The organism is Altererythrobacter sp. C41, assembly GCF_016803135.1.
In the GTDB taxonomy this organism is placed as follows: domain Bacteria; phylum Pseudomonadota; class Alphaproteobacteria; order Sphingomonadales; family Sphingomonadaceae; genus Pelagerythrobacter.
Genome location: NZ_JAEVFE010000001.1, coordinates 500,946 through 516,161 on the forward strand (window position 1 = coordinate 500,946; position 15,216 = coordinate 516,161).

Annotated in this window: 16 protein-coding genes and 1 tRNA gene; 4 read left to right on the top strand and 13 right to left on the bottom strand. The window is 65.9% G+C overall.

Annotated elements, in window-relative coordinates; translation table 11 throughout:
- Positions 1-7 precede the first annotated feature (7 nt).
- Together JNO53_RS02355 and ahcY are read right to left on the bottom strand one after the other, a co-directional pair.
- On the bottom strand, positions 8-2,350 hold the full coding sequence (locus JNO53_RS02355; RefSeq protein ID WP_203107204.1) for a PAS domain-containing sensor histidine kinase: 2,343 nt from the start codon (positions 2,348-2,350) through the stop codon (positions 8-10).
- A 107-nt stretch (positions 2,351-2,457) separates the two neighbouring features.
- Positions 2,458-3,870 carry an adenosylhomocysteinase gene (gene ahcY, locus JNO53_RS02360; protein WP_203107206.1) on the bottom strand — a complete coding sequence of 471 codons (1,413 nt, stop codon included), beginning with the start codon at positions 3,868-3,870 and terminating at the stop codon, positions 2,458-2,460.
- 189 nt (positions 3,871-4,059) lie between these two features.
- Between ahcY and JNO53_RS02365 the strand changes: the two genes are divergently transcribed.
- Positions 4,060-4,542: a peroxiredoxin gene (locus JNO53_RS02365; protein ID WP_203107208.1), complete on the top strand. Its 483-nt coding sequence runs from the start codon at positions 4,060-4,062 to the stop codon at positions 4,540-4,542.
- Between the two features lie 139 nt (positions 4,543-4,681).
- Here the strand turns inward: JNO53_RS02365 and folE are convergent, their stop codons facing one another.
- The 3 genes from folE to JNO53_RS02380 are packed head-to-tail and all read right to left on the bottom strand — an operon-like array spanning position 4,682 to position 7,333.
- Positions 4,682-5,290, bottom strand: a complete 609-nt coding sequence (folE, locus tag JNO53_RS02370; RefSeq protein ID WP_203107210.1) for a GTP cyclohydrolase I FolE — start codon at positions 5,288-5,290, stop codon at positions 4,682-4,684.
- Positions 5,287-6,825: a phospholipase D-like domain-containing protein gene (locus JNO53_RS02375; RefSeq protein WP_338015277.1), complete on the bottom strand. Its 1,539-nt coding sequence runs from the start codon at positions 6,823-6,825 to the stop codon at positions 5,287-5,289. Before JNO53_RS02375 ends, folE begins: the two co-directional genes overlap by 4 nt.
- A gap of 16 nt (positions 6,826-6,841) precedes the next feature.
- Complete coding sequence (locus tag JNO53_RS02380; protein WP_203107218.1) at positions 6,842-7,333, bottom strand: hemerythrin domain-containing protein; 492 nt, start codon at positions 7,331-7,333, stop codon at positions 6,842-6,844.
- 113 nt (positions 7,334-7,446) lie between these two features.
- On the opposite strand from JNO53_RS02380, the gene JNO53_RS02385 reads away from it, so the two are divergent.
- Positions 7,447-7,863, top strand: a complete 417-nt coding sequence (locus tag JNO53_RS02385; RefSeq protein ID WP_203107220.1) for a metallopeptidase family protein — start codon at positions 7,447-7,449, stop codon at positions 7,861-7,863.
- Here JNO53_RS02385 and JNO53_RS02390 read toward each other — a convergent pair.
- From JNO53_RS02390 to JNO53_RS02400, 3 genes are all read right to left on the bottom strand, one after another.
- Positions 7,860-8,177 carry a PilZ domain-containing protein gene (locus JNO53_RS02390; protein ID WP_203107222.1) on the bottom strand — a complete coding sequence of 106 codons (318 nt, stop codon included), beginning with the start codon at positions 8,175-8,177 and terminating at the stop codon, positions 7,860-7,862. The two genes, JNO53_RS02385 and JNO53_RS02390, sit on opposite strands and share 4 nt — an antisense overlap.
- A 263-nt stretch (positions 8,178-8,440) precedes the next feature.
- A tRNA-Arg gene (locus tag JNO53_RS02395) sits at positions 8,441-8,517 on the bottom strand.
- A 45-nt stretch (positions 8,518-8,562) separates the two neighbouring features.
- Positions 8,563-8,997, bottom strand: coding sequence for a (deoxy)nucleoside triphosphate pyrophosphohydrolase (locus tag JNO53_RS02400; RefSeq protein WP_203107224.1), 435 nt, complete (start codon positions 8,995-8,997; stop codon positions 8,563-8,565).
- Positions 8,998-9,076: 79 nt separating this feature from the next.
- On the opposite strand from JNO53_RS02400, the gene JNO53_RS02405 reads away from it, so the two are divergent.
- Positions 9,077-9,259 carry a Flp family type IVb pilin gene (locus tag JNO53_RS02405; protein ID WP_203107226.1) on the top strand — a complete coding sequence of 61 codons (183 nt, stop codon included), beginning with the start codon at positions 9,077-9,079 and terminating at the stop codon, positions 9,257-9,259.
- Positions 9,260-9,379: 120 nt separating this feature from the next.
- Positions 9,380-9,553 carry a Flp family type IVb pilin gene (locus JNO53_RS02410; RefSeq protein WP_203107233.1) on the top strand — a complete coding sequence of 58 codons (174 nt, stop codon included), beginning with the start codon at positions 9,380-9,382 and terminating at the stop codon, positions 9,551-9,553.
- Between the two features lie 84 nt (positions 9,554-9,637).
- Here JNO53_RS02410 and JNO53_RS02415 read toward each other — a convergent pair whose 3' ends face one another.
- The 5 genes from JNO53_RS02415 to JNO53_RS15440 form a co-directional block, all read right to left on the bottom strand.
- A complete protein-coding gene (locus JNO53_RS02415) occupies positions 9,638-11,110 on the bottom strand; it encodes a M48 family metalloprotease (RefSeq protein WP_203107240.1) in 1,473 nt (490 codons plus the stop codon).
- A gap of 160 nt (positions 11,111-11,270) precedes the next feature.
- Positions 11,271-12,218, bottom strand: coding sequence for an acetyl-CoA carboxylase carboxyltransferase subunit alpha (locus tag JNO53_RS02420; protein WP_203107250.1), 948 nt, complete (start codon positions 12,216-12,218; stop codon positions 11,271-11,273).
- A gap of 10 nt (positions 12,219-12,228) precedes the next feature.
- Entirely contained in the window at positions 12,229-13,107 is an 879-nt protein-coding gene (locus JNO53_RS02425) for a tyrosine recombinase (protein ID WP_203107252.1), read from the bottom strand.
- 99 nt (positions 13,108-13,206) lie between these two features.
- A complete protein-coding gene (locus JNO53_RS02430; protein ID WP_203107254.1) occupies positions 13,207-15,030 on the bottom strand; it encodes a hypothetical protein in 1,824 nt (607 codons plus the stop codon).
- Positions 15,027-15,161 (bottom strand): hypothetical protein, encoded by a 135-nt coding sequence (locus tag JNO53_RS15440; RefSeq protein ID WP_274380848.1) that lies wholly within the window; start codon positions 15,159-15,161, stop codon positions 15,027-15,029. The genes JNO53_RS02430 and JNO53_RS15440 overlap by 4 nt, the downstream gene beginning before the upstream one ends.
- Between the last annotated feature and the right edge of the window lie 55 nt (positions 15,162-15,216).

Genomic DNA, 15,216 nt, shown 5'->3' on the forward strand with positions numbered 1-15,216 from the left:
TCGAACCTCACGGCAGCTCGATCGTCACGGTCGTGCCCGCGCCTTCGCGCGAGACGATCTCGAGCGTGCCACCGTGCGCCTCGATGAGTTGGCGCGCGAGCGGGATGCCAAGCCCCTGGCGCCGCACCAGCCCGTTCCCGTCGGACGTGGTGCGGAGCCCGTCGAGTGCATGGGCGAGCTCCCTCGTCGTCATCCCCTTCCCGTTGTCGGAGATCACGATGCGTGCACCCTCGGCCTTGCGCGTGAGGTCGACCGCGATCTTGCCGCCCTTGCCGGTCGCGGCGATCGCGTTGTCGAGCAGGTGCCCGATCGCGCGACCGAGCTGGCGGGGATCCGCATCGACCTTACCCGCCGCACTGCCGCGCAAGTCGAGGCTCAACCCGCCGCCAAGGATCGCCTGCTCCCGCTCGCGCACAATCCTGGTGACGAACGGCATCAGCGCGATCAGCTCCTTGGCGATCGGCAATAGCCCGGCCTCGCTCTGCGATAGGTCGAGTACGTTCTCGACCTGATCGGAAAGCCGTGCGACCGAATCCAGAATCGCGCGAACATAGTCCCTGCCCTGGTCCGAAAGTTCGCCTGCCGCGCCGCTCTCCAGCAGTTCGGCGAACCCGCCGATCGAGGTGAGCGGAGTGCGGAACTCGTAGGACATGTTGGCAAGGAAACGAGTCTTGACCTGATCGGCTTCCTCCAGCGCCATGTTCCGCTCCCGCAGTGCCTCCTCAGCCTTCTGCGAATCGGTGATGTCGAGCACCGTCAGCAGCCCGTTGCCGTCGGGCAAGGGAACGCCGGCAAATTCGAGCGTTCGTCCGTCCGCGAGCTGGATGCGCCCGCCCTGCTCCTTGCGATCGAGCGTCGCGGCCCGGATTACCTCGCCGACCGCCTTCTCCTGGCCAGGCTTCGCCAGGTTCGGCGCGATCGCCTCGAGCAGCCGGTCGGCGGAAGGATGCGTGTCCATCAGGTCCGGATCGAGACCCCAGCTCCCGGCAAAGCCGCGGTTCCAGAGCTGCAGATGCCCATCGGGCGCGAAAACAGCGAGCGCTTCGAACAGGCTGTCGAACGTGGCGGTCCGGGTGCGCAGCAGCGTGTCCCGGGTCGCGGAAAGCGCGAGCTGCTCGGTCCGGTCCTCGGCGATCAGCACCAGCCCCCCGTCGGGCATCGGGTTGGCAACGACGCGCAAGTGGGTCTTGTCCGCCAGCGGCCAGGCTTCCTCGCGCGGTGCGCCGGCGCTGAACCATTCCGCATGCTCGCGTCGCCATGCAGGGAAATCGCGCACTTCGGGAGTCTTCCCGGCGTCGCGCGCGTCGCTGAGGAAACGCTCGAAATCGAGCCCGGTCGCCACGGAGCCCGGCGCTACGCCGAAAATCCGGCGGAATGGCTGATTGGCAAAAGTCAGACGGCGGCGCGCGTCGAACTGGGCGACGCCGACGGAAAGCTGGTCCAGGATCGATCGCTGAGCTTCGCGGAAGGCCCGAAACTCGCGGGCGAGCTCCTCCTGATCCTCGATGTCGATTGCATAGCCGGCGATTCCCTCCTGCCCGAGAGGTAAGTCGCTGACCCGCAACGAGCGCCGCTCGCCCGCGACCGTCGTGGCCACGATCCGTTCGATCGGGGTCTTCTGGTCGGCGGAATGGCGCGCGATCTGCGCTGCGGTTAGGCCGTCGACCGCTTCGATCAGCTCGAGCTGACGCTCGATCGCGTCGGCAGCGCTGGCCGCCCCGACCGCCTCGACATAGGCCGCATTGACCAGTTGCAGCCGTGCGTCGGGCCCGCGGAACCACATCGGCATCGGCGCCCCTTCGATCAGGCCGACCAGTGCCGCGAAATCGCCCCGCGCGCGCGCTGCCTCCTCCCGCAGAAGCGCCAGTTCGCTTTCGCTTTCGCTGAAGTCGAAGACCCAGACGAGCGCGGCGCCACCCGGCGAGACCTGCGGATCCGCAAGCGCTCCGCGCAGCGCCAGGCTGCGCTGCGAGCCCGGCGGCGTCACGGCCATGCGGAAGGGCGCGGCTGTCTTCTGCGCGCGGCGCACGTTCTCGGTCAGCTCCGCGAGTTGCCCTTCGGACAGGCCCTCGCCGCTCCGGCCGGCCAGCTCACTCAAGTATGCAGGCAGCTTGGCAAGCCCGAGCCAGGCGGCGAGCCGTTCCGATGCCTCGATCCGCATGTCGGCACGCACCAGCAGTGGAATAGCCGGCGCTTCGTCGATCATGCGGGCCATGCGCCGTGCGGCGCGGCGGCTGGTTTCGGCCCCCCTGGCCTTCCCGGCGGCCGCGATCATCAGCCACGCAGCGCCGGCAGTCCAGGCTGCGAGCAGCAGTCCGATCAGAGCCAGCGCGGTGGGGGAAAGGTCCATGCCGACCAGCTATGCGGCATGCGGAAAGGATGCAACGGCTATCCCGGTGCAGATGCCCGCTGCCGGACACCCGCCTTCGGTGTCCGGCAGCGGAAACTCGTATTAGCTCAATAGCGGTAGTGATCCGGCTTGAACGGACCGTTCTGCGGGACGCCGATATAGTCAGCCTGCTTCTTGCTGAGCTGCGTCAGCGCCACGCCGAGCTTCTCAAGGTGCAGCGCCGCGACCTTCTCGTCGAGGTGCTTGGGCAGGACGTAGACGTCGTTCTGATACTCTTCCGACTTGGTGAACAGCTCGATCTGCGCCAGCGTCTGGTTGGTGAAGCTGCTGCTCATGACGAAGCTCGGATGGCCGGTCGCGCAGCCGAGGTTCACCAGGCGGCCTTTGGCAAGCACGATGATCGACTTGTCGTCGGGGAAAGTCACCAGATCGGTGCCCGGCTTCACTTCCTTCCAGGTATAGTTGTCGAGCGCCGAGATCTGGATCTCGCTGTCGAAGTGGCCGATGTTGCACACGATCGCCATGTGCTTCATCGCCTTCATGTGCTCGGCGGTGATCACGTCCTCGTTGCCGGTGGCGGTGACGAAGATGTCGCAGCGCTTCACGGCGTCTTCCATCGTCACGACCTCGAACCCGTCCATCGCCGCCTGGAGCGCGCAGATGGGGTCGATCTCGGTCACCATCACGCGCGCGCCGCCGTTGCGCAGCGAGGCTGCCGAGCCCTTGCCGACATCGCCGTAGCCCGCGACGCACGCGACCTTGCCCGCCAGCATCACGTCGGTCGCGCGGCGGATCGCGTCGACCAGCGATTCCTTGCAGCCGTAGAGATTGTCGAACTTCGACTTGGTCACCGAATCGTTCACGTTGATCGCAGGGAACGGAAGCTTGCCCTTCTTGGCGATCTGGTAGAGCCGCATGACACCCGTGGTCGTCTCTTCGGACACGCCCTTGATGTTCTCGACCGACTTGGTGAGGTAACCCGGCTTCGCCTTGACGAACGCCTTCAGTGCGCGCTGGAATTCGATCTCCTCGGCGTTCTGCGGCTCGGGCAGTTCCTCGCCCGCCTCGATCCGCGCGCCCCACAGGGCGAACATCGTGGCATCGCCGCCGTCGTCGAGGATCATATTGGCGGTGCGATCGGCATCGTCGGCGGTCGACCAGTCGAAGATCCGGCCGACATAATCCCAATAGTCCGCCAGGCTCTCGCCCTTCACCGCGAACACCGGAATGCCCTGTGCCGCGATCGCGGCGGCGGCATGGTCCTGGGTCGAGAAGATGTTGCAGGTCGCCCAGCGCACTTCCGCTCCGAGCGCGACCAGCGTTTCGATCAGCACGGCGGTCTGGATCGTCATGTGCAGGCTGCCGGTCACCCGGGCGCCCTTGAGCGGCTGGGCGCGGCCGTATTCCTCGCGCAGCGCCATCAGGCCCGGCATCTCGGTTTCGGCGATTCCGATCTCGTCGCGCCCGTATTCGGCGAGCGCGATATCCTTGATGATGTAGTCCTGCTTGGCGTCGGCCACGAATGATCTCCTGCAATTCTGCTACGTCCGGCCCCCGTGCGAAGGGGCACCTCGTGATCGATCGCGATGTAACGATCGGTCCGTTTCGAGGCAAATATAAAGCGATCTTTATATGATGCCATATTGCCGTGCAGGACGCAGGCTCTATATCGAGCGCGAACGGACGGGGTGACGAAAGGAAATTTCCCGATGACGATTTCGGTAGGCGACAGAATTCCCGATGTGACGCTGGTCAAGGCGACCGAGAACGGGCCCGAGAAGGTCCAGTCGAGCGACTACTTCAAGGGCAAGAAGGTGGCGCTGTTCTCCGTCCCCGGCGCTTTCACCCCGACCTGCTCGGCCCGGCATCTGCCCGGCTATGTCGAGAAGGCCCAGGACCTGAAGGCCAAGGGCGTCGACGAGATCGCCTGCACCGCCGTCAACGACGCCTTCGTGATGGGCGCCTGGAACAAGAATGCGGGTTCGGAAGACATCACCATGCTTGCAGACGGCAACGGCGAATTCGCCGAAGCCGTGGGCCTGACCATGGACGGCAGCGGCTTCGGCCTCGGCCAGCGCGGCCAGCGTTACTCGATGATTGTCGAGGACGGCGTGGTCAAGGAACTGAACGTCGAGCAGCCGGGCGACTTCTCGGTCTCGAGCGCGGAGCATATGCTCGGCCAACTCGGCTGACGCCCCTCCTCGTTCCGGCTCGCGCCGGGCATGACGAAATTACCGGCCGGGGCGTCCTGCGACGTCCCGGCTATTTCGTTCCGGGCCAGCACTCCACTGGTTATCCGGCGCGATGAGCGACTGGCTGAGAAACAGGCTCTCAATAGCCCATCAGCTTGAGCACTTCCTCGCGGCTGCGGGGGTCGTCCAGGAAAGTGCCCATCATGCGGCTGGTGGTCATGGTGACGCCGGGCGTGCGGACGCCGCGGGCGGTCATGCAGCTATGGCTGGCCTCGATCACGACGGCGACGCCCTGCGGATGGAGGTGTTCCCAGATGCAGTCGGCGACTTCGGCAGTGAGGCGCTCCTGGACCTGCAGGCGGCGGGCGAAACCATGGAGTACCCGGGCGAGCTTGGAGATGCCGACCACGCGGTCGGTCGGCAGATAGGCGATCGCGGCCTTGCCGATGATCGGCGCCATATGATGTTCGCAATGGCTCTGAAACGGGATATCCCGGAGCAGGACGATCTCGTTGTAGCCGCCGACTTCCTCGAACACGCGGCTGAGATGGATCGAGGGATCCTCCCCGTAGCCGAGACAGTATTCCTTCCACGCCCGCGCCACGCGCTTGGGCGTATCGAGCAGGCCCTCCCGCGTCGGATCGTCGCCAGTCCAACGGATCAGAGTGCGGATCGCCTCCTGCACCTCTTCGGGCACCGGCGGCTTTCCATCCGATACGTCTTCGTCGGGTCCGACCAGGCTGCTCATTTCCCCATCCTCTTTTTCGCCCCGCGGAAGGCGCGGCCCAGAGGGCTTCCCTTACGGAAAAGTCCGCCTTTGGCAAACGGCTCGAACATCTCGTCGGGCCGCTCGGGATCGAGCAGGTTGGACCCCGCCAGAGTCTCTTCGATGCTGCCGATTTCGGGCGGATCATAGCGCCGCAGCGAGCGCCCATCGCCCTGCCCGTGCGCCGCGATCAGGGCATGCATCGACGGATCGGCGGAGAGCAGCCGGGCCACCTCTTCCCCCTCGATTCCGCAGTGTTCGCCGAGCAGCGAGTGGCGCAGCGCGGCGATGCCGTCACAAGCGTGATCGTTGCCCGGTCGGTCGCAATCGACGAACACGTCGCACTCCGAATCCAGACCCATCGACCGGTTGTTGAAGTTGGCCGAACCGATCCGCAAAATGCGATCGTCCACGATCATCAACTTTGCGTGCACATAGATCGGCGTATCGCCGGCGTGCGGGACATAGACCTTGAAGCGGCGCTTGTGGTCCAGTTCGGCCAGGCTATGGAGCAGGCAATTGCGCGCGTGATCCATCGCCTGCTGCTCCAGCCACCCTTCGGCCGTCTGCGGCTGGACCATGACGATTTCGGGCGGATCGTCCTCCTTCAGACGCTCGCCGATCGCCTCCGCGATCTTGCGCGAGGTGAAATACTGGTTCTCGCTGTAGATGAAGCGCCGGGCGCGAGCGATCTGGGCGAGCAGCAACTGCTCGATCTCGTTCACCTGCGGCGAACCGTCGTGTTTGGCGCGCGTCCGCGCGATGCCGATCTCGATATTCTCGAACTGGACCGGCAGATCATCGGGCCAGAGGCTTTCGTCGGGAATCGGTACCTGCTCGAGCCGCTCGCCGCCCGCTCGCTCCCACCGGTTGCGGCCGAGGGCGCCCAGGACGCGCGCCGCGTCGCCTTCGAACATCATCGTTGCGTCATGCCAGGGGCCGTAGCGCCTGCCGTGCGGCCGCCGCCGGCGCCGGTCGTGCTCCAGATGCTCGCGCGTGTCCCACCGGTCCTGCGTCATGTCGATCCCGCCGCAGACGGCCAGCTTGTCGTCCAGCACCGCGATCTTCTGGTGATGCGAGCAGCCGACCGGATGGTGAGTATCGAACTTGAAAGTGATCCCGCGGTGCGAAGCCATGCGCGCCAGATCCACCAGCATATAGCCGCGCAGCATGAACTGGAGCAGGCCCAGGCTCCATTTGAGGACCCGAATCTCCATCCCCGGCCGATGGCGCGCTAACCACATGAGGAAACTGCCGAGCCGGCGCGGATACTTGCGGCGCAGGATCCGGTGGAACCAGCGGCGGCCCAGAGCGAGGTGAATGCGCGTGTCGAAATCCCACCCCACCAGGAATATCCGGTGGCGGGCCTTGAGCATCGCCTGCTGCATCAGCGCGAAATAGGCCGCCGCGTCGACGATCACGCTCGCGCGATCGACGCGGGCATAACGCCAGACGCCCGGTTCTTCCGCGCGGTCGTCGAACTCCGGCTCGCTCAAGTCTTCCTCGGCCGCGCCCACCCCTCCCTCGCTTTCGCTATTCCTTGGCGTCTTCCATCTTCTCGGGCGTTACCTCGGCCTCGGCCTTCTCCGCGCGCTTGCGGCGCTCGAAGACGGATTCCATGTACACCTCGTCCTCCTCAGTGAGGTATTTTTCGAAGTCGGGGAAGTGCTCGTCCTCCTCTTCTTCGATGTGATGACGATAGCGGTGATCGAGGGCCTCGAACTTCGTCATCCAGTCGCCGCTCGTCATCTCGGTTGCGGCAAGATCGTTGAGCATCTCATCGATCTCGTGATGCTCGGCAACCGAGTGGCGAGTTTCGTCGGTGGTCTCCGGCTTGCGCAGCATTGTCGAATAGAGCGCTTGCTCCTCCGCCGCTGCGTGGCTTTTCAGTTCCTTGGTCAGCTCGGTAAAGAGGGTTTCGCGTTCTCGGCTCTCGCCCTGGGTGCCGAGAATCCGGTCGAGCAGTTCGCGGTGCTTGTCATGATCCTGCTTCAGACGCGCAAAAATCGCTTCGGCTGCTGCCATATCGGAGATCCCCTGTTGGTTGATGTTCCATCGGAAAATGGCCGAATCCCAGCATAGTTCCTCGCGTGGCCGGCGGGGGTGACGAAGTCGCGGGCGCACGCCATATTCACGCCATGGACGCATTCAGGCAGACCCCGCCAACCGCCGAGGACATGGAGCGCATGGCGCAGGCGGTGATCGACTCGCTACCCGAGGAATTCCGCGAACCGCTGCGTCAGGTCGTCGTGCGGATCGAGGAGTTCGCCACCCGCGAGCAACTCGATTCGGTCGACATCCGAAGCAAGTGGAATTTGACCGGTCTCTACGAAGGGCGTCCGCTCGGCGAGCAGTCGAGCTGGGATTCCGGCGAACTGCCCCCGGTCATCAGCCTGTTCCGCCGGCCCCTGGTGCGAGAATGGCGCGAAACGGGCGTCGATTTCGGCGATCTGGTGCGGCACGTGGTGGTTCACGAAGCCGGGCATCACTTCGGCTTTTCCGACGAGGAGATGCACTGGCTCGAAGACAGCGTGGACGACGAACTCGCGCCCTAGTCGCCGGGATTCCGGGCGAGCTCGTTGCGGATGTGATCGAGTACGGGGCCGTAGATCGGGTTCTCGAATTCGACACCGACCACCTGGCGCTCGGCCCACTTCACCGTCGCCGCGATCGGCCCGATCGGCCCGATGCGGACCGTGATCTGCGCACCGGGTATTAGGCTGCCGAACTTGTCGAAGAAGCGGCAGCCGCGTTCCGAGATATCGAGCACGCTGACGTCCTTGGGCACGCCGCTGCCGGTGCGGTAACGCCCCTCGACCGCGACATGGTGACGCTGCTCGCGCCGGGCCTCCTCGTCCTCCTGCCCCATGCTACCGAAACTACGCTGCAACGCATGCGAAGCAATAGGGATTCGCCAGAGGTGAGAGTGAGCGGTGATCGCTAGCCCCCATAAGCAAACAGGCCCACCCCCGGATGGGAACGGGCCTGTTCGTTGGCGCGCCCGAAAGGATTACTCCGCACCTGCGGTGCTTCGTCATCTCCGCGCCTGCGGCGCTCCGATTCCGAAAATCCGAACCTTCCATGGCCCACAAACAAACAGGGCCGCCCCCCGGTGGGGACGGCCCTGTTTATTGGCGCGCCCGAAAGGATTCGAACCTCTGACCCCCAGATTCGTAGTCTGGTGCTCTATCCAGCTGAGCTACGGGCGCGCTTGGAGGGCGCCACATAAGGGGGGCGGCAGAGCTTGGCAATCCCTATTGGACCGGTTTTTCGGACAAGCTTCCGAACAGCGCCCGGCAGAGCGCGACGTCCAGCGGAGGCTTGGGCAGCGGCGCGATTTCCTCGGGCGTGAGCCAAGCGACCTCTCCACCCTCGAGCGCGCGCGGATCGCCGGTCCAGTGGTCCGTGCGGTAGAGAAGTATCACGATGCCTGGTGCGCCGTTGCTCGGTGCGGACTGGGCGAAGCTGGCGGGCCGGAGCCGGTCGCAGCGGATCGCAATGCCGAGTTCCTCGCGGATTTCCCGCTCCAGCGCGCGATCGGGCAGTTCGTCCGGCTCGACCTTGCCGCCAGGGAATTCCCACAGCCCCCCATGATGCTTTTCCGGCGGCCGACGGTGCATCAGCCAGCGACCATTGCCTCCGCGCAATGCCAGCGCGACGACCGTGATCCATTTCGGCTCCTGTTCCATCTCGCGGACCTATCAGAACTTTTTCTTAATGGAGACGGTGCATTGTCCGCCCTCAGGACCGTACCGGGGGGAAACGTCCATGCAGCAGACGAATCTTCTGGCGCGCATCGGACGCGACACCCGCGGCGCTACTGCCATCGAGTACGGCCTGATCGTGGCCTTGATCGTGATCGCCTGCATGGGCGCTCTCCAGCTCGTCGTGGGGGAGACCATCGAGATGTGGGACTGGGTTTCGAGCGAGGTCACCAAGGAGAGGGGATAGGATGGTCGGCCAGTCCCGACCTTTAGCACTTTATAAAGCCATTCCCCTTATTCCGCTCACTGCTCGTTCCCGCGTTGCAGGAAAGAGTTCGGGTATCGAAGACTGAACCAGGAGACTGACATGAAGTTCATCAACAAGCTGCTCCGCGACGAGCAGGGCGCCACCGCCATCGAATACGGCCTGATTGCAGCGCTTATCGCTGTTGCTGCGATTGGTGCGATGGGTGCACTCGGCGACCAGCTGATCGGGACTTTCGGTGAAGTTTCATCGGCGATGGAAAATGGCGCCCCCTGATGAAAGGTAAGCTCGGCAATCGCCGATAGACAGGGCGGCGGGAGCGATCTCGCCGCCCTTTCTGTTTACATGGCCAGCAAGCGTTTAGCTCCCCCGGACCACGATCTTCACCTTCTGCCCGGCCTGTAGCGTGTCGCCCGAGCCGACGCCGTTGAGCACCCGGAAACGTTGCTCCTGTGCGTTATCGTAGGCCATGCGCCGCGCCAGCGAGGAGATCGTGTCACCGCTGCGCACCGTCACCACATCGATCCGCCGCGGCACGACCTGATTCGCTTCGGACTGGCTGATCCTGCGCATTGAGTTGAACATCGGCGTAAACACTCCCGACCGCCCGGCCTGGCTGATCGCGGCGAAGTGGAACGCCTGATTGTTCGAGAACTCGTAGGCGAACACCACCACATCCACTTGACCGTTCCCGCTGTTGACGCGCGCAATGCCGTAAGCGGCCGGGATGCCATTCACCGTCGTCTGCTCCATGCTTGCCGGCGCCAGCGTCTGCTGGTTGCCGCCGAGCGCACGGAAAACGCTGCGGATGTAGTTGCCGAGATTGCCGTCGTAAGCGCCGGTGCTGAGCTGCGCCTGTCCGCTCTGCCCATTGATCGACACCGCGCGCGTGCCGTTGACCATGTAGAAACCCTGCGGCGCGGTGAACGAGAGGCGGAACACCGGATGGATGAATTGCCGTCCCTCGATGATCCCCTGCGCCGGATCGTCGCCGTAGACCAATCCGTCGATCCGCGTGAGGAAGGTATCGCGATTGGTGACGCCGGTGCCGCCCGCCGCCCTCTGCAGCGCCGTCTGAACGCGGCTCGCGGGGTCGGGGTGGGTGGAAGCCCATTCGGGCACCGTCGCATCGTCACGCCCCTGCAGCGAGGCATCGAGTGCATTCTGCGCGGCGAGGCTCTGCAGCACGGTCGCCATGGCCCGGGGGTCGTAGCCGGCGCGATTGAGGTACTGAATGCCGAGGTCGTCAGCCTGCAATTCCTGATCGCGCGAGAAGCGCAATGTCAGCATCTGCGATCCCTGCAGGATGCCGCGCGAGATCTGCTGGCCGATGCCGCTGTCGCCCAGCAGGATGCCCGAGAGAATAGCCCCCGCCGCGCCGAGCAGCGTGTTCTGCTGCGCCCTTGCCTGTCGACGCTGCGAGTGCCGGGCGGCGACGTGGCCGACCTCATGCCCGAGCACGCCCGCAAGTTCCGCCTCGTTGTTCATCAGAGCGACGAGCTGGCGCGTGGTGTACACGTAGCCGCCAGGGATCGCGAAGGCGTTGTTGACCGAACTGTTGAGTAGCGTGACGGTGAAATCCGACTGCGCATTCCCCAGCCCCGACTGGACCGCGATATTCTTGCCGACCTGCGCGACATACTGCGCCTGCGGCCCCGTCATCGCGCCTCCGAACTCGGCGAGAAGCTGAGGATGCGCTTCGGCGCCCATTTGCGCTTCGGATTGGGTGATCGGCGTCGACGCGCTCGGAATGTTGCCCATCGAGGTGCACGAACCGAGCGTCATGGAAAGCGTGGCGACCGACGCCAGCGCAAGCGGTTTCAGGCGAAGCATTTGCGGTGTCTCCTCCAAGCATGCGCGACGCTGCGCTCGCCGCTGCGGTTGATTCTATGCGAGAAACCCGGCGCGCACACGCTTGGTTCCCGCTTCTCGCGCAACCGTCATTTCAGACAAATCCATCGGGAACCCGCGACGGCGAGTCGCCGTCGTTCCCTCAAGCGCCGCCGATCCGGAGAAAGCGTTCTTCGCGCATGCGCCGGAGCTCGTCGGGCGCGAGTGCGGAAAGGGCGTCCAGTTCTTCGCCGATCGCGTGCGCGAGAGCTTGCGCGGTTGCGACGGGATCGCGATGGGCGCCGCCGACGGGTTCGGGCACGATGCGGTCGATCACGCCCAGCCGCTCGAGGTGCTGGGCGGTGACTTTCATCGCTTCGGCCGCGTCGGGAGCCTTCTCGGCCGTGCGCCAGAGGATCGAGGCGCATCCTTCGGGCGAGATCACCGAATAGACCGCGTGCTCGAGCATGAGCACGCGCTCGGCACTGGCCAGTGCCACCGCCCCACCCGAACCGCCTTCGCCAACGATCGTCGCAACCATCGGCACGGGCAGCGCAAGGCAGGCTTCGGTCGAGCGCGCGATCGCCTCGGCCTGGCCGCGCTCTTCCGCCTCGACGCCGGGAAAGGCTCCCGAGGTATCGACCAGCGTCACGACCGGCAGGCCAAAGCGCCCCGCCATCTCCATCAGGCGGATCGCCTTGCGGTACCCCTCGGGCTTGCCCATGCCGAAGTTGTGTCGCAGGCGGCTTTCGGTGTCGTTGCCCTTCTCGTGCCCGATCAACATGACGCGCCGATCGCCCAGCTTCGCAAATCCGCCGAGAATCGCCTCGTCCTCGCCGTAGAAGCGATCCCCGCCGAGAGGGATGAACTCTTCGAACGCATGTTCGACGAAATCGCGAAAGTGCGGCCGCGCCGGATGGCGAGCCACCTGCGTCTTCTGCCACGGGGTCAACGCGGCATAGGTGCTGGACAGCAAATCGGCGCTCTTCTGCTCGAGCCGCTGAAGTTCGCCCGAGATATCGACGTCGTCGCCCTCGGCTGCGGTGCGCAGTTCCGCGATCCGCGCCTCGAGCTGCGCGACGGGCTTCTCGAATTCGAGATAGGAAATCATCGCAGAGCGCCTAGTCCGCGCGGCGGCGGACGGCAAGAGGATGCCGTTCGTTGACCAGTGCAACCAGCCGGGCGCTGTCGACGTGGGTGTATATCTGCGTAGTCGCGATATCGGCATGGCCGAGCAGGGTCTGGAGCACGCGCAAGTCCGCCCCGCCCTCCAGCAGATGCGTCGCGAAGGCATGGCGCAGCACGTGCGGACTGAGCTTTTCTGCCGCCAGCCCGGCGCGCGTCGCGAGTGCCTTCAGGAGCTGGAAGAGCCGCACGCGCGTCAGATGCTTGCCTCCGCGCGAGGGAAAGAGGTGCTTCGATCCCTCCGGCCGCAGCGGCAGCCAGCGCGACAGAACCGCCCCGGCCCGGCCGCTGACCGGCACCATACGCGCCTGTCCGCCCTTGCCGGTCACCGTCAGGAACGGCGCATCTCGGGGAACGGCCGAGAGGGGCAACGAGACGAGCTCGGTCGCGCGCAGCCCGGATCCGTAAAGGAGTTCCAGCAGCGCCAGGAGCCGCACCGCACGCGGATCGTCGCCCCGAGCTTCCTCCTCCGCCGTGGAGAAAAGCGTCTCGATCTCGCCGTGCGAGAGAATCTTCGGCAGCGGGCGCCGCATCGCAGGCTGGGGCAGCGCGGCGGAAGGGTCGTCGCTGCGCTGCCCTTCGTCGACGAGGAAGCCGTAGAACTGCCGCAGCGCCGAGGATTTTCGCGCCACGCTCGATGGGGCGAGCATCGCCCACGCCTGCCCCAGACGCGCCAGATCGTCCCGCCCAGCGCGATCGAGCGAGCCGATCGCTTCCTCCGCCCCTTCGAGATCGCGTCGGTACGCTGCCAGCGTATTCGCTGCCGCACCGCGTTCCGCCGCCAGCATCGCGAGGAAATCCTCGATCGCGGACACTACGCCCCCTTCGACTTGCAGGAGGGGATCGGACAGCACAGCCTGAGCATGGACGGCATTCTGGCCCACCCCCGGCCCCTCCCGCAAGCGGGAGAGGCGTTAACCGCGCGCCACGGCCTCCGCCGCGATCATCCGCGCTTCCGCCGAAAGCCCCACGCGGTTGAGCGCGGATACGATGTGGAACAGGTGCCGTGCGGTCATCCGCTCCCACCCTTCGCCTTGCATCCCGAGTCCCGCGAGCAACGCCACGAGCGCCGGATTGTCGACGTCGGCGGCGCGCTCGATCATGCGCATCCACTTCGTCTCGCGCGAGAGATCGATGCCCACCCGTTCCGAATAGGACTGCGCCGTATCGCCGTCGATCCGCCCCAGTGCCGCCAGCGCGGCGACGAGGAAGCGCGATTTGCGCTGTCCGGCGCTTTCGTCGGCATCGATGAACGTATCGAGTGGCCCGCCGCCGATAGAATCCTGCGGATCCGGCTGCGCCAGCGCAAGCAGCGCCCAGGCCTGGCTTCCCTGCTCGACCACCGGCGCCCATTCCATCGCGTCCCGGTCGAGCCCTGCTGCGAGCATCGATGCGATCAACTGCGCCGCCGCCTCGGTGAGATCCTCGCTCGGCCGCAGGCGTGCCGCCGCATAGGCTGTAAGGACCAGGCGGCCATAGGCGGGCGAGTTGGACGAGCCCCAAATCTCCCGAATTGCAGGAAGCCGCGCGGCGGGTTGGCCGACATAGGCCTCCCGCAAGCTCGCGGCAGTCGCGGCGGCCGGTCCCTCGGCGCCCTCGATCGCATAGATCTGGCTGTAGAGATCGACCATCGCGGAGGCGGAGAGAATGCCCTCACGCGCCGCCCGGTCGGCACCTTCCGCGCGGGCTATGGGGGCGAGCATTGGCGCGATGGCGGTGACTCGCTGGTAGTAGGGTTCGGGGTCCGCAAGCAGGTTCTCGGGAATTTCCGCGCCGACCGCCGTCGCAAGTGCGAAACGCCAGGGCGTGATCTCGTTCACCTCTTCCCATTCGAGGTTGACGGCTCGCCGCCCGGATCCCGCGGCGCCGGCGTAGCGCTGCGCCAGCAGCACGTCGATCGCCGGCGCGGTTCCGCGCGAGAGCGCGCGGCTGAGTTCGGTTCCGGCCCGTACGCCCTGGCCCGCAAAGGCCGAGCAGATCGAGCGCCAGAGCTGCCAGCGCGCTTCGTCGCGGTCGCTGCCCTGAAGCTGGACTGCCGGACAGGCCCCGACGATGTCGCCGGTGGCGATATAGGCGTCGAGCGCAGCACCCGTCAGGGCGCCGTTCCAGTTGCTCGTGTCGACATCCTGCGCGATCGCGCGCGCGGCGGTGTATTCGCCGATGGAGTTGAGCGTCGCGGCGCGGAGCGCTGCGAAGTCGACCGGATCCATCCCTTCCGGTGCCGCAAGGCGGCTCGCGAGCGCGCGGCGGAGCAGAATATGGCCCCAGCGCGAGACCAGCGGCCCGCGCGTTCCAGCCAGCGCCGCGCGCACCAGCGAGGCAGGTTGTGCCGCAAGCGACCCCGTCGCGAAACCGCCTTCGTCCGGCGCGAGCACGCCGACTTCGGCGAGCGAGCGGCGCGCGGCCCGCGGAATGTCGTCTCGCGGCTTGAGCCCGAGCAGTTCGTCGAGTTCATCGGTGTCCATCGCCTCCAGCTCTTCGAGCGAGGGCAGATCCGGCGGCAGCTCGATATCCGCGACGTCGAGCTCGGGCAGCGGCTGGATGACGGGCGTGTTGGTCGCGCTCGGCGCGGGGGCGGCCGTGCTCGTGGCTGTGGGACGCGGAGTGGGCGTGGGACTTGGCGCCGGCGCCGGATCGTCGAACCCCGGCGGCAGCAGCGATTCGGGTGCGCTCTGCGCGAGCACGAACGAGGAACTCAGCGCGAGCGCCGCACCTCCGACGAAGAGGGCCGCCTTCATTCCGCCGTCTCCGGCAGGTCGATCGGCTCGGCGATGGGGCGTATCGGCTCCTCCCCTCCATCGATCCAGGCATAGAGCAGCAGCGCGGCGACCAGCACCACTACCGCCCATACGACACGCCTACCTGTCATTGCCAAGCCAGCAGACCCTTCTTTGCCCGTCCTTGCACAGTTGCGCCGCACCTAG

What these genes read in the sequence shown, in the direction of transcription:
- JNO53_RS02355 (WP_203107204.1), bottom strand. Translation starts at nt 2,350, where the DNA reads ATGGACCTTTCCCCCACCGCGCTGGCTCTGATCGGACTGCTGCTCGCA.
- JNO53_RS02365 (WP_203107208.1), top strand. Translation starts at nt 4,060, where the DNA reads ATGACGATTTCGGTAGGCGACAGAATTCCCGATGTGACGCTGGTCAAG.
- folE (WP_203107210.1), bottom strand. Translation starts at nt 5,290, where the DNA reads ATGAGCAGCCTGGTCGGACCCGACGAAGACGTATCGGATGGAAAGCCG.
- JNO53_RS02380 (WP_203107218.1), bottom strand. Translation starts at nt 7,333, where the DNA reads ATGGCAGCAGCCGAAGCGATTTTTGCGCGTCTGAAGCAGGATCATGAC.
- JNO53_RS02385 (WP_203107220.1), top strand. Translation starts at nt 7,447, where the DNA reads ATGGACGCATTCAGGCAGACCCCGCCAACCGCCGAGGACATGGAGCGC.
- JNO53_RS02390 (WP_203107222.1), bottom strand. Translation starts at nt 8,177, where the DNA reads ATGGGGCAGGAGGACGAGGAGGCCCGGCGCGAGCAGCGTCACCATGTC.
- JNO53_RS02400 (WP_203107224.1), bottom strand. Translation starts at nt 8,997, where the DNA reads ATGGAACAGGAGCCGAAATGGATCACGGTCGTCGCGCTGGCATTGCGC.
- JNO53_RS02405 (WP_203107226.1), top strand. Translation starts at nt 9,077, where the DNA reads ATGCAGCAGACGAATCTTCTGGCGCGCATCGGACGCGACACCCGCGGC.
- JNO53_RS02410 (WP_203107233.1), top strand. Translation starts at nt 9,380, where the DNA reads ATGAAGTTCATCAACAAGCTGCTCCGCGACGAGCAGGGCGCCACCGCC.
- JNO53_RS02415 (WP_203107240.1), bottom strand. Translation starts at nt 11,110, where the DNA reads ATGCTTCGCCTGAAACCGCTTGCGCTGGCGTCGGTCGCCACGCTTTCC.
- JNO53_RS02420 (WP_203107250.1), bottom strand. Translation starts at nt 12,218, where the DNA reads ATGATTTCCTATCTCGAATTCGAGAAGCCCGTCGCGCAGCTCGAGGCG.
- JNO53_RS02430 (WP_203107254.1), bottom strand. Translation starts at nt 15,030, where the DNA reads ATGAAGGCGGCCCTCTTCGTCGGAGGTGCGGCGCTCGCGCTGAGTTCC.
- JNO53_RS15440 (WP_274380848.1), bottom strand. Translation starts at nt 15,161, where the DNA reads ATGACAGGTAGGCGTGTCGTATGGGCGGTAGTGGTGCTGGTCGCCGCG.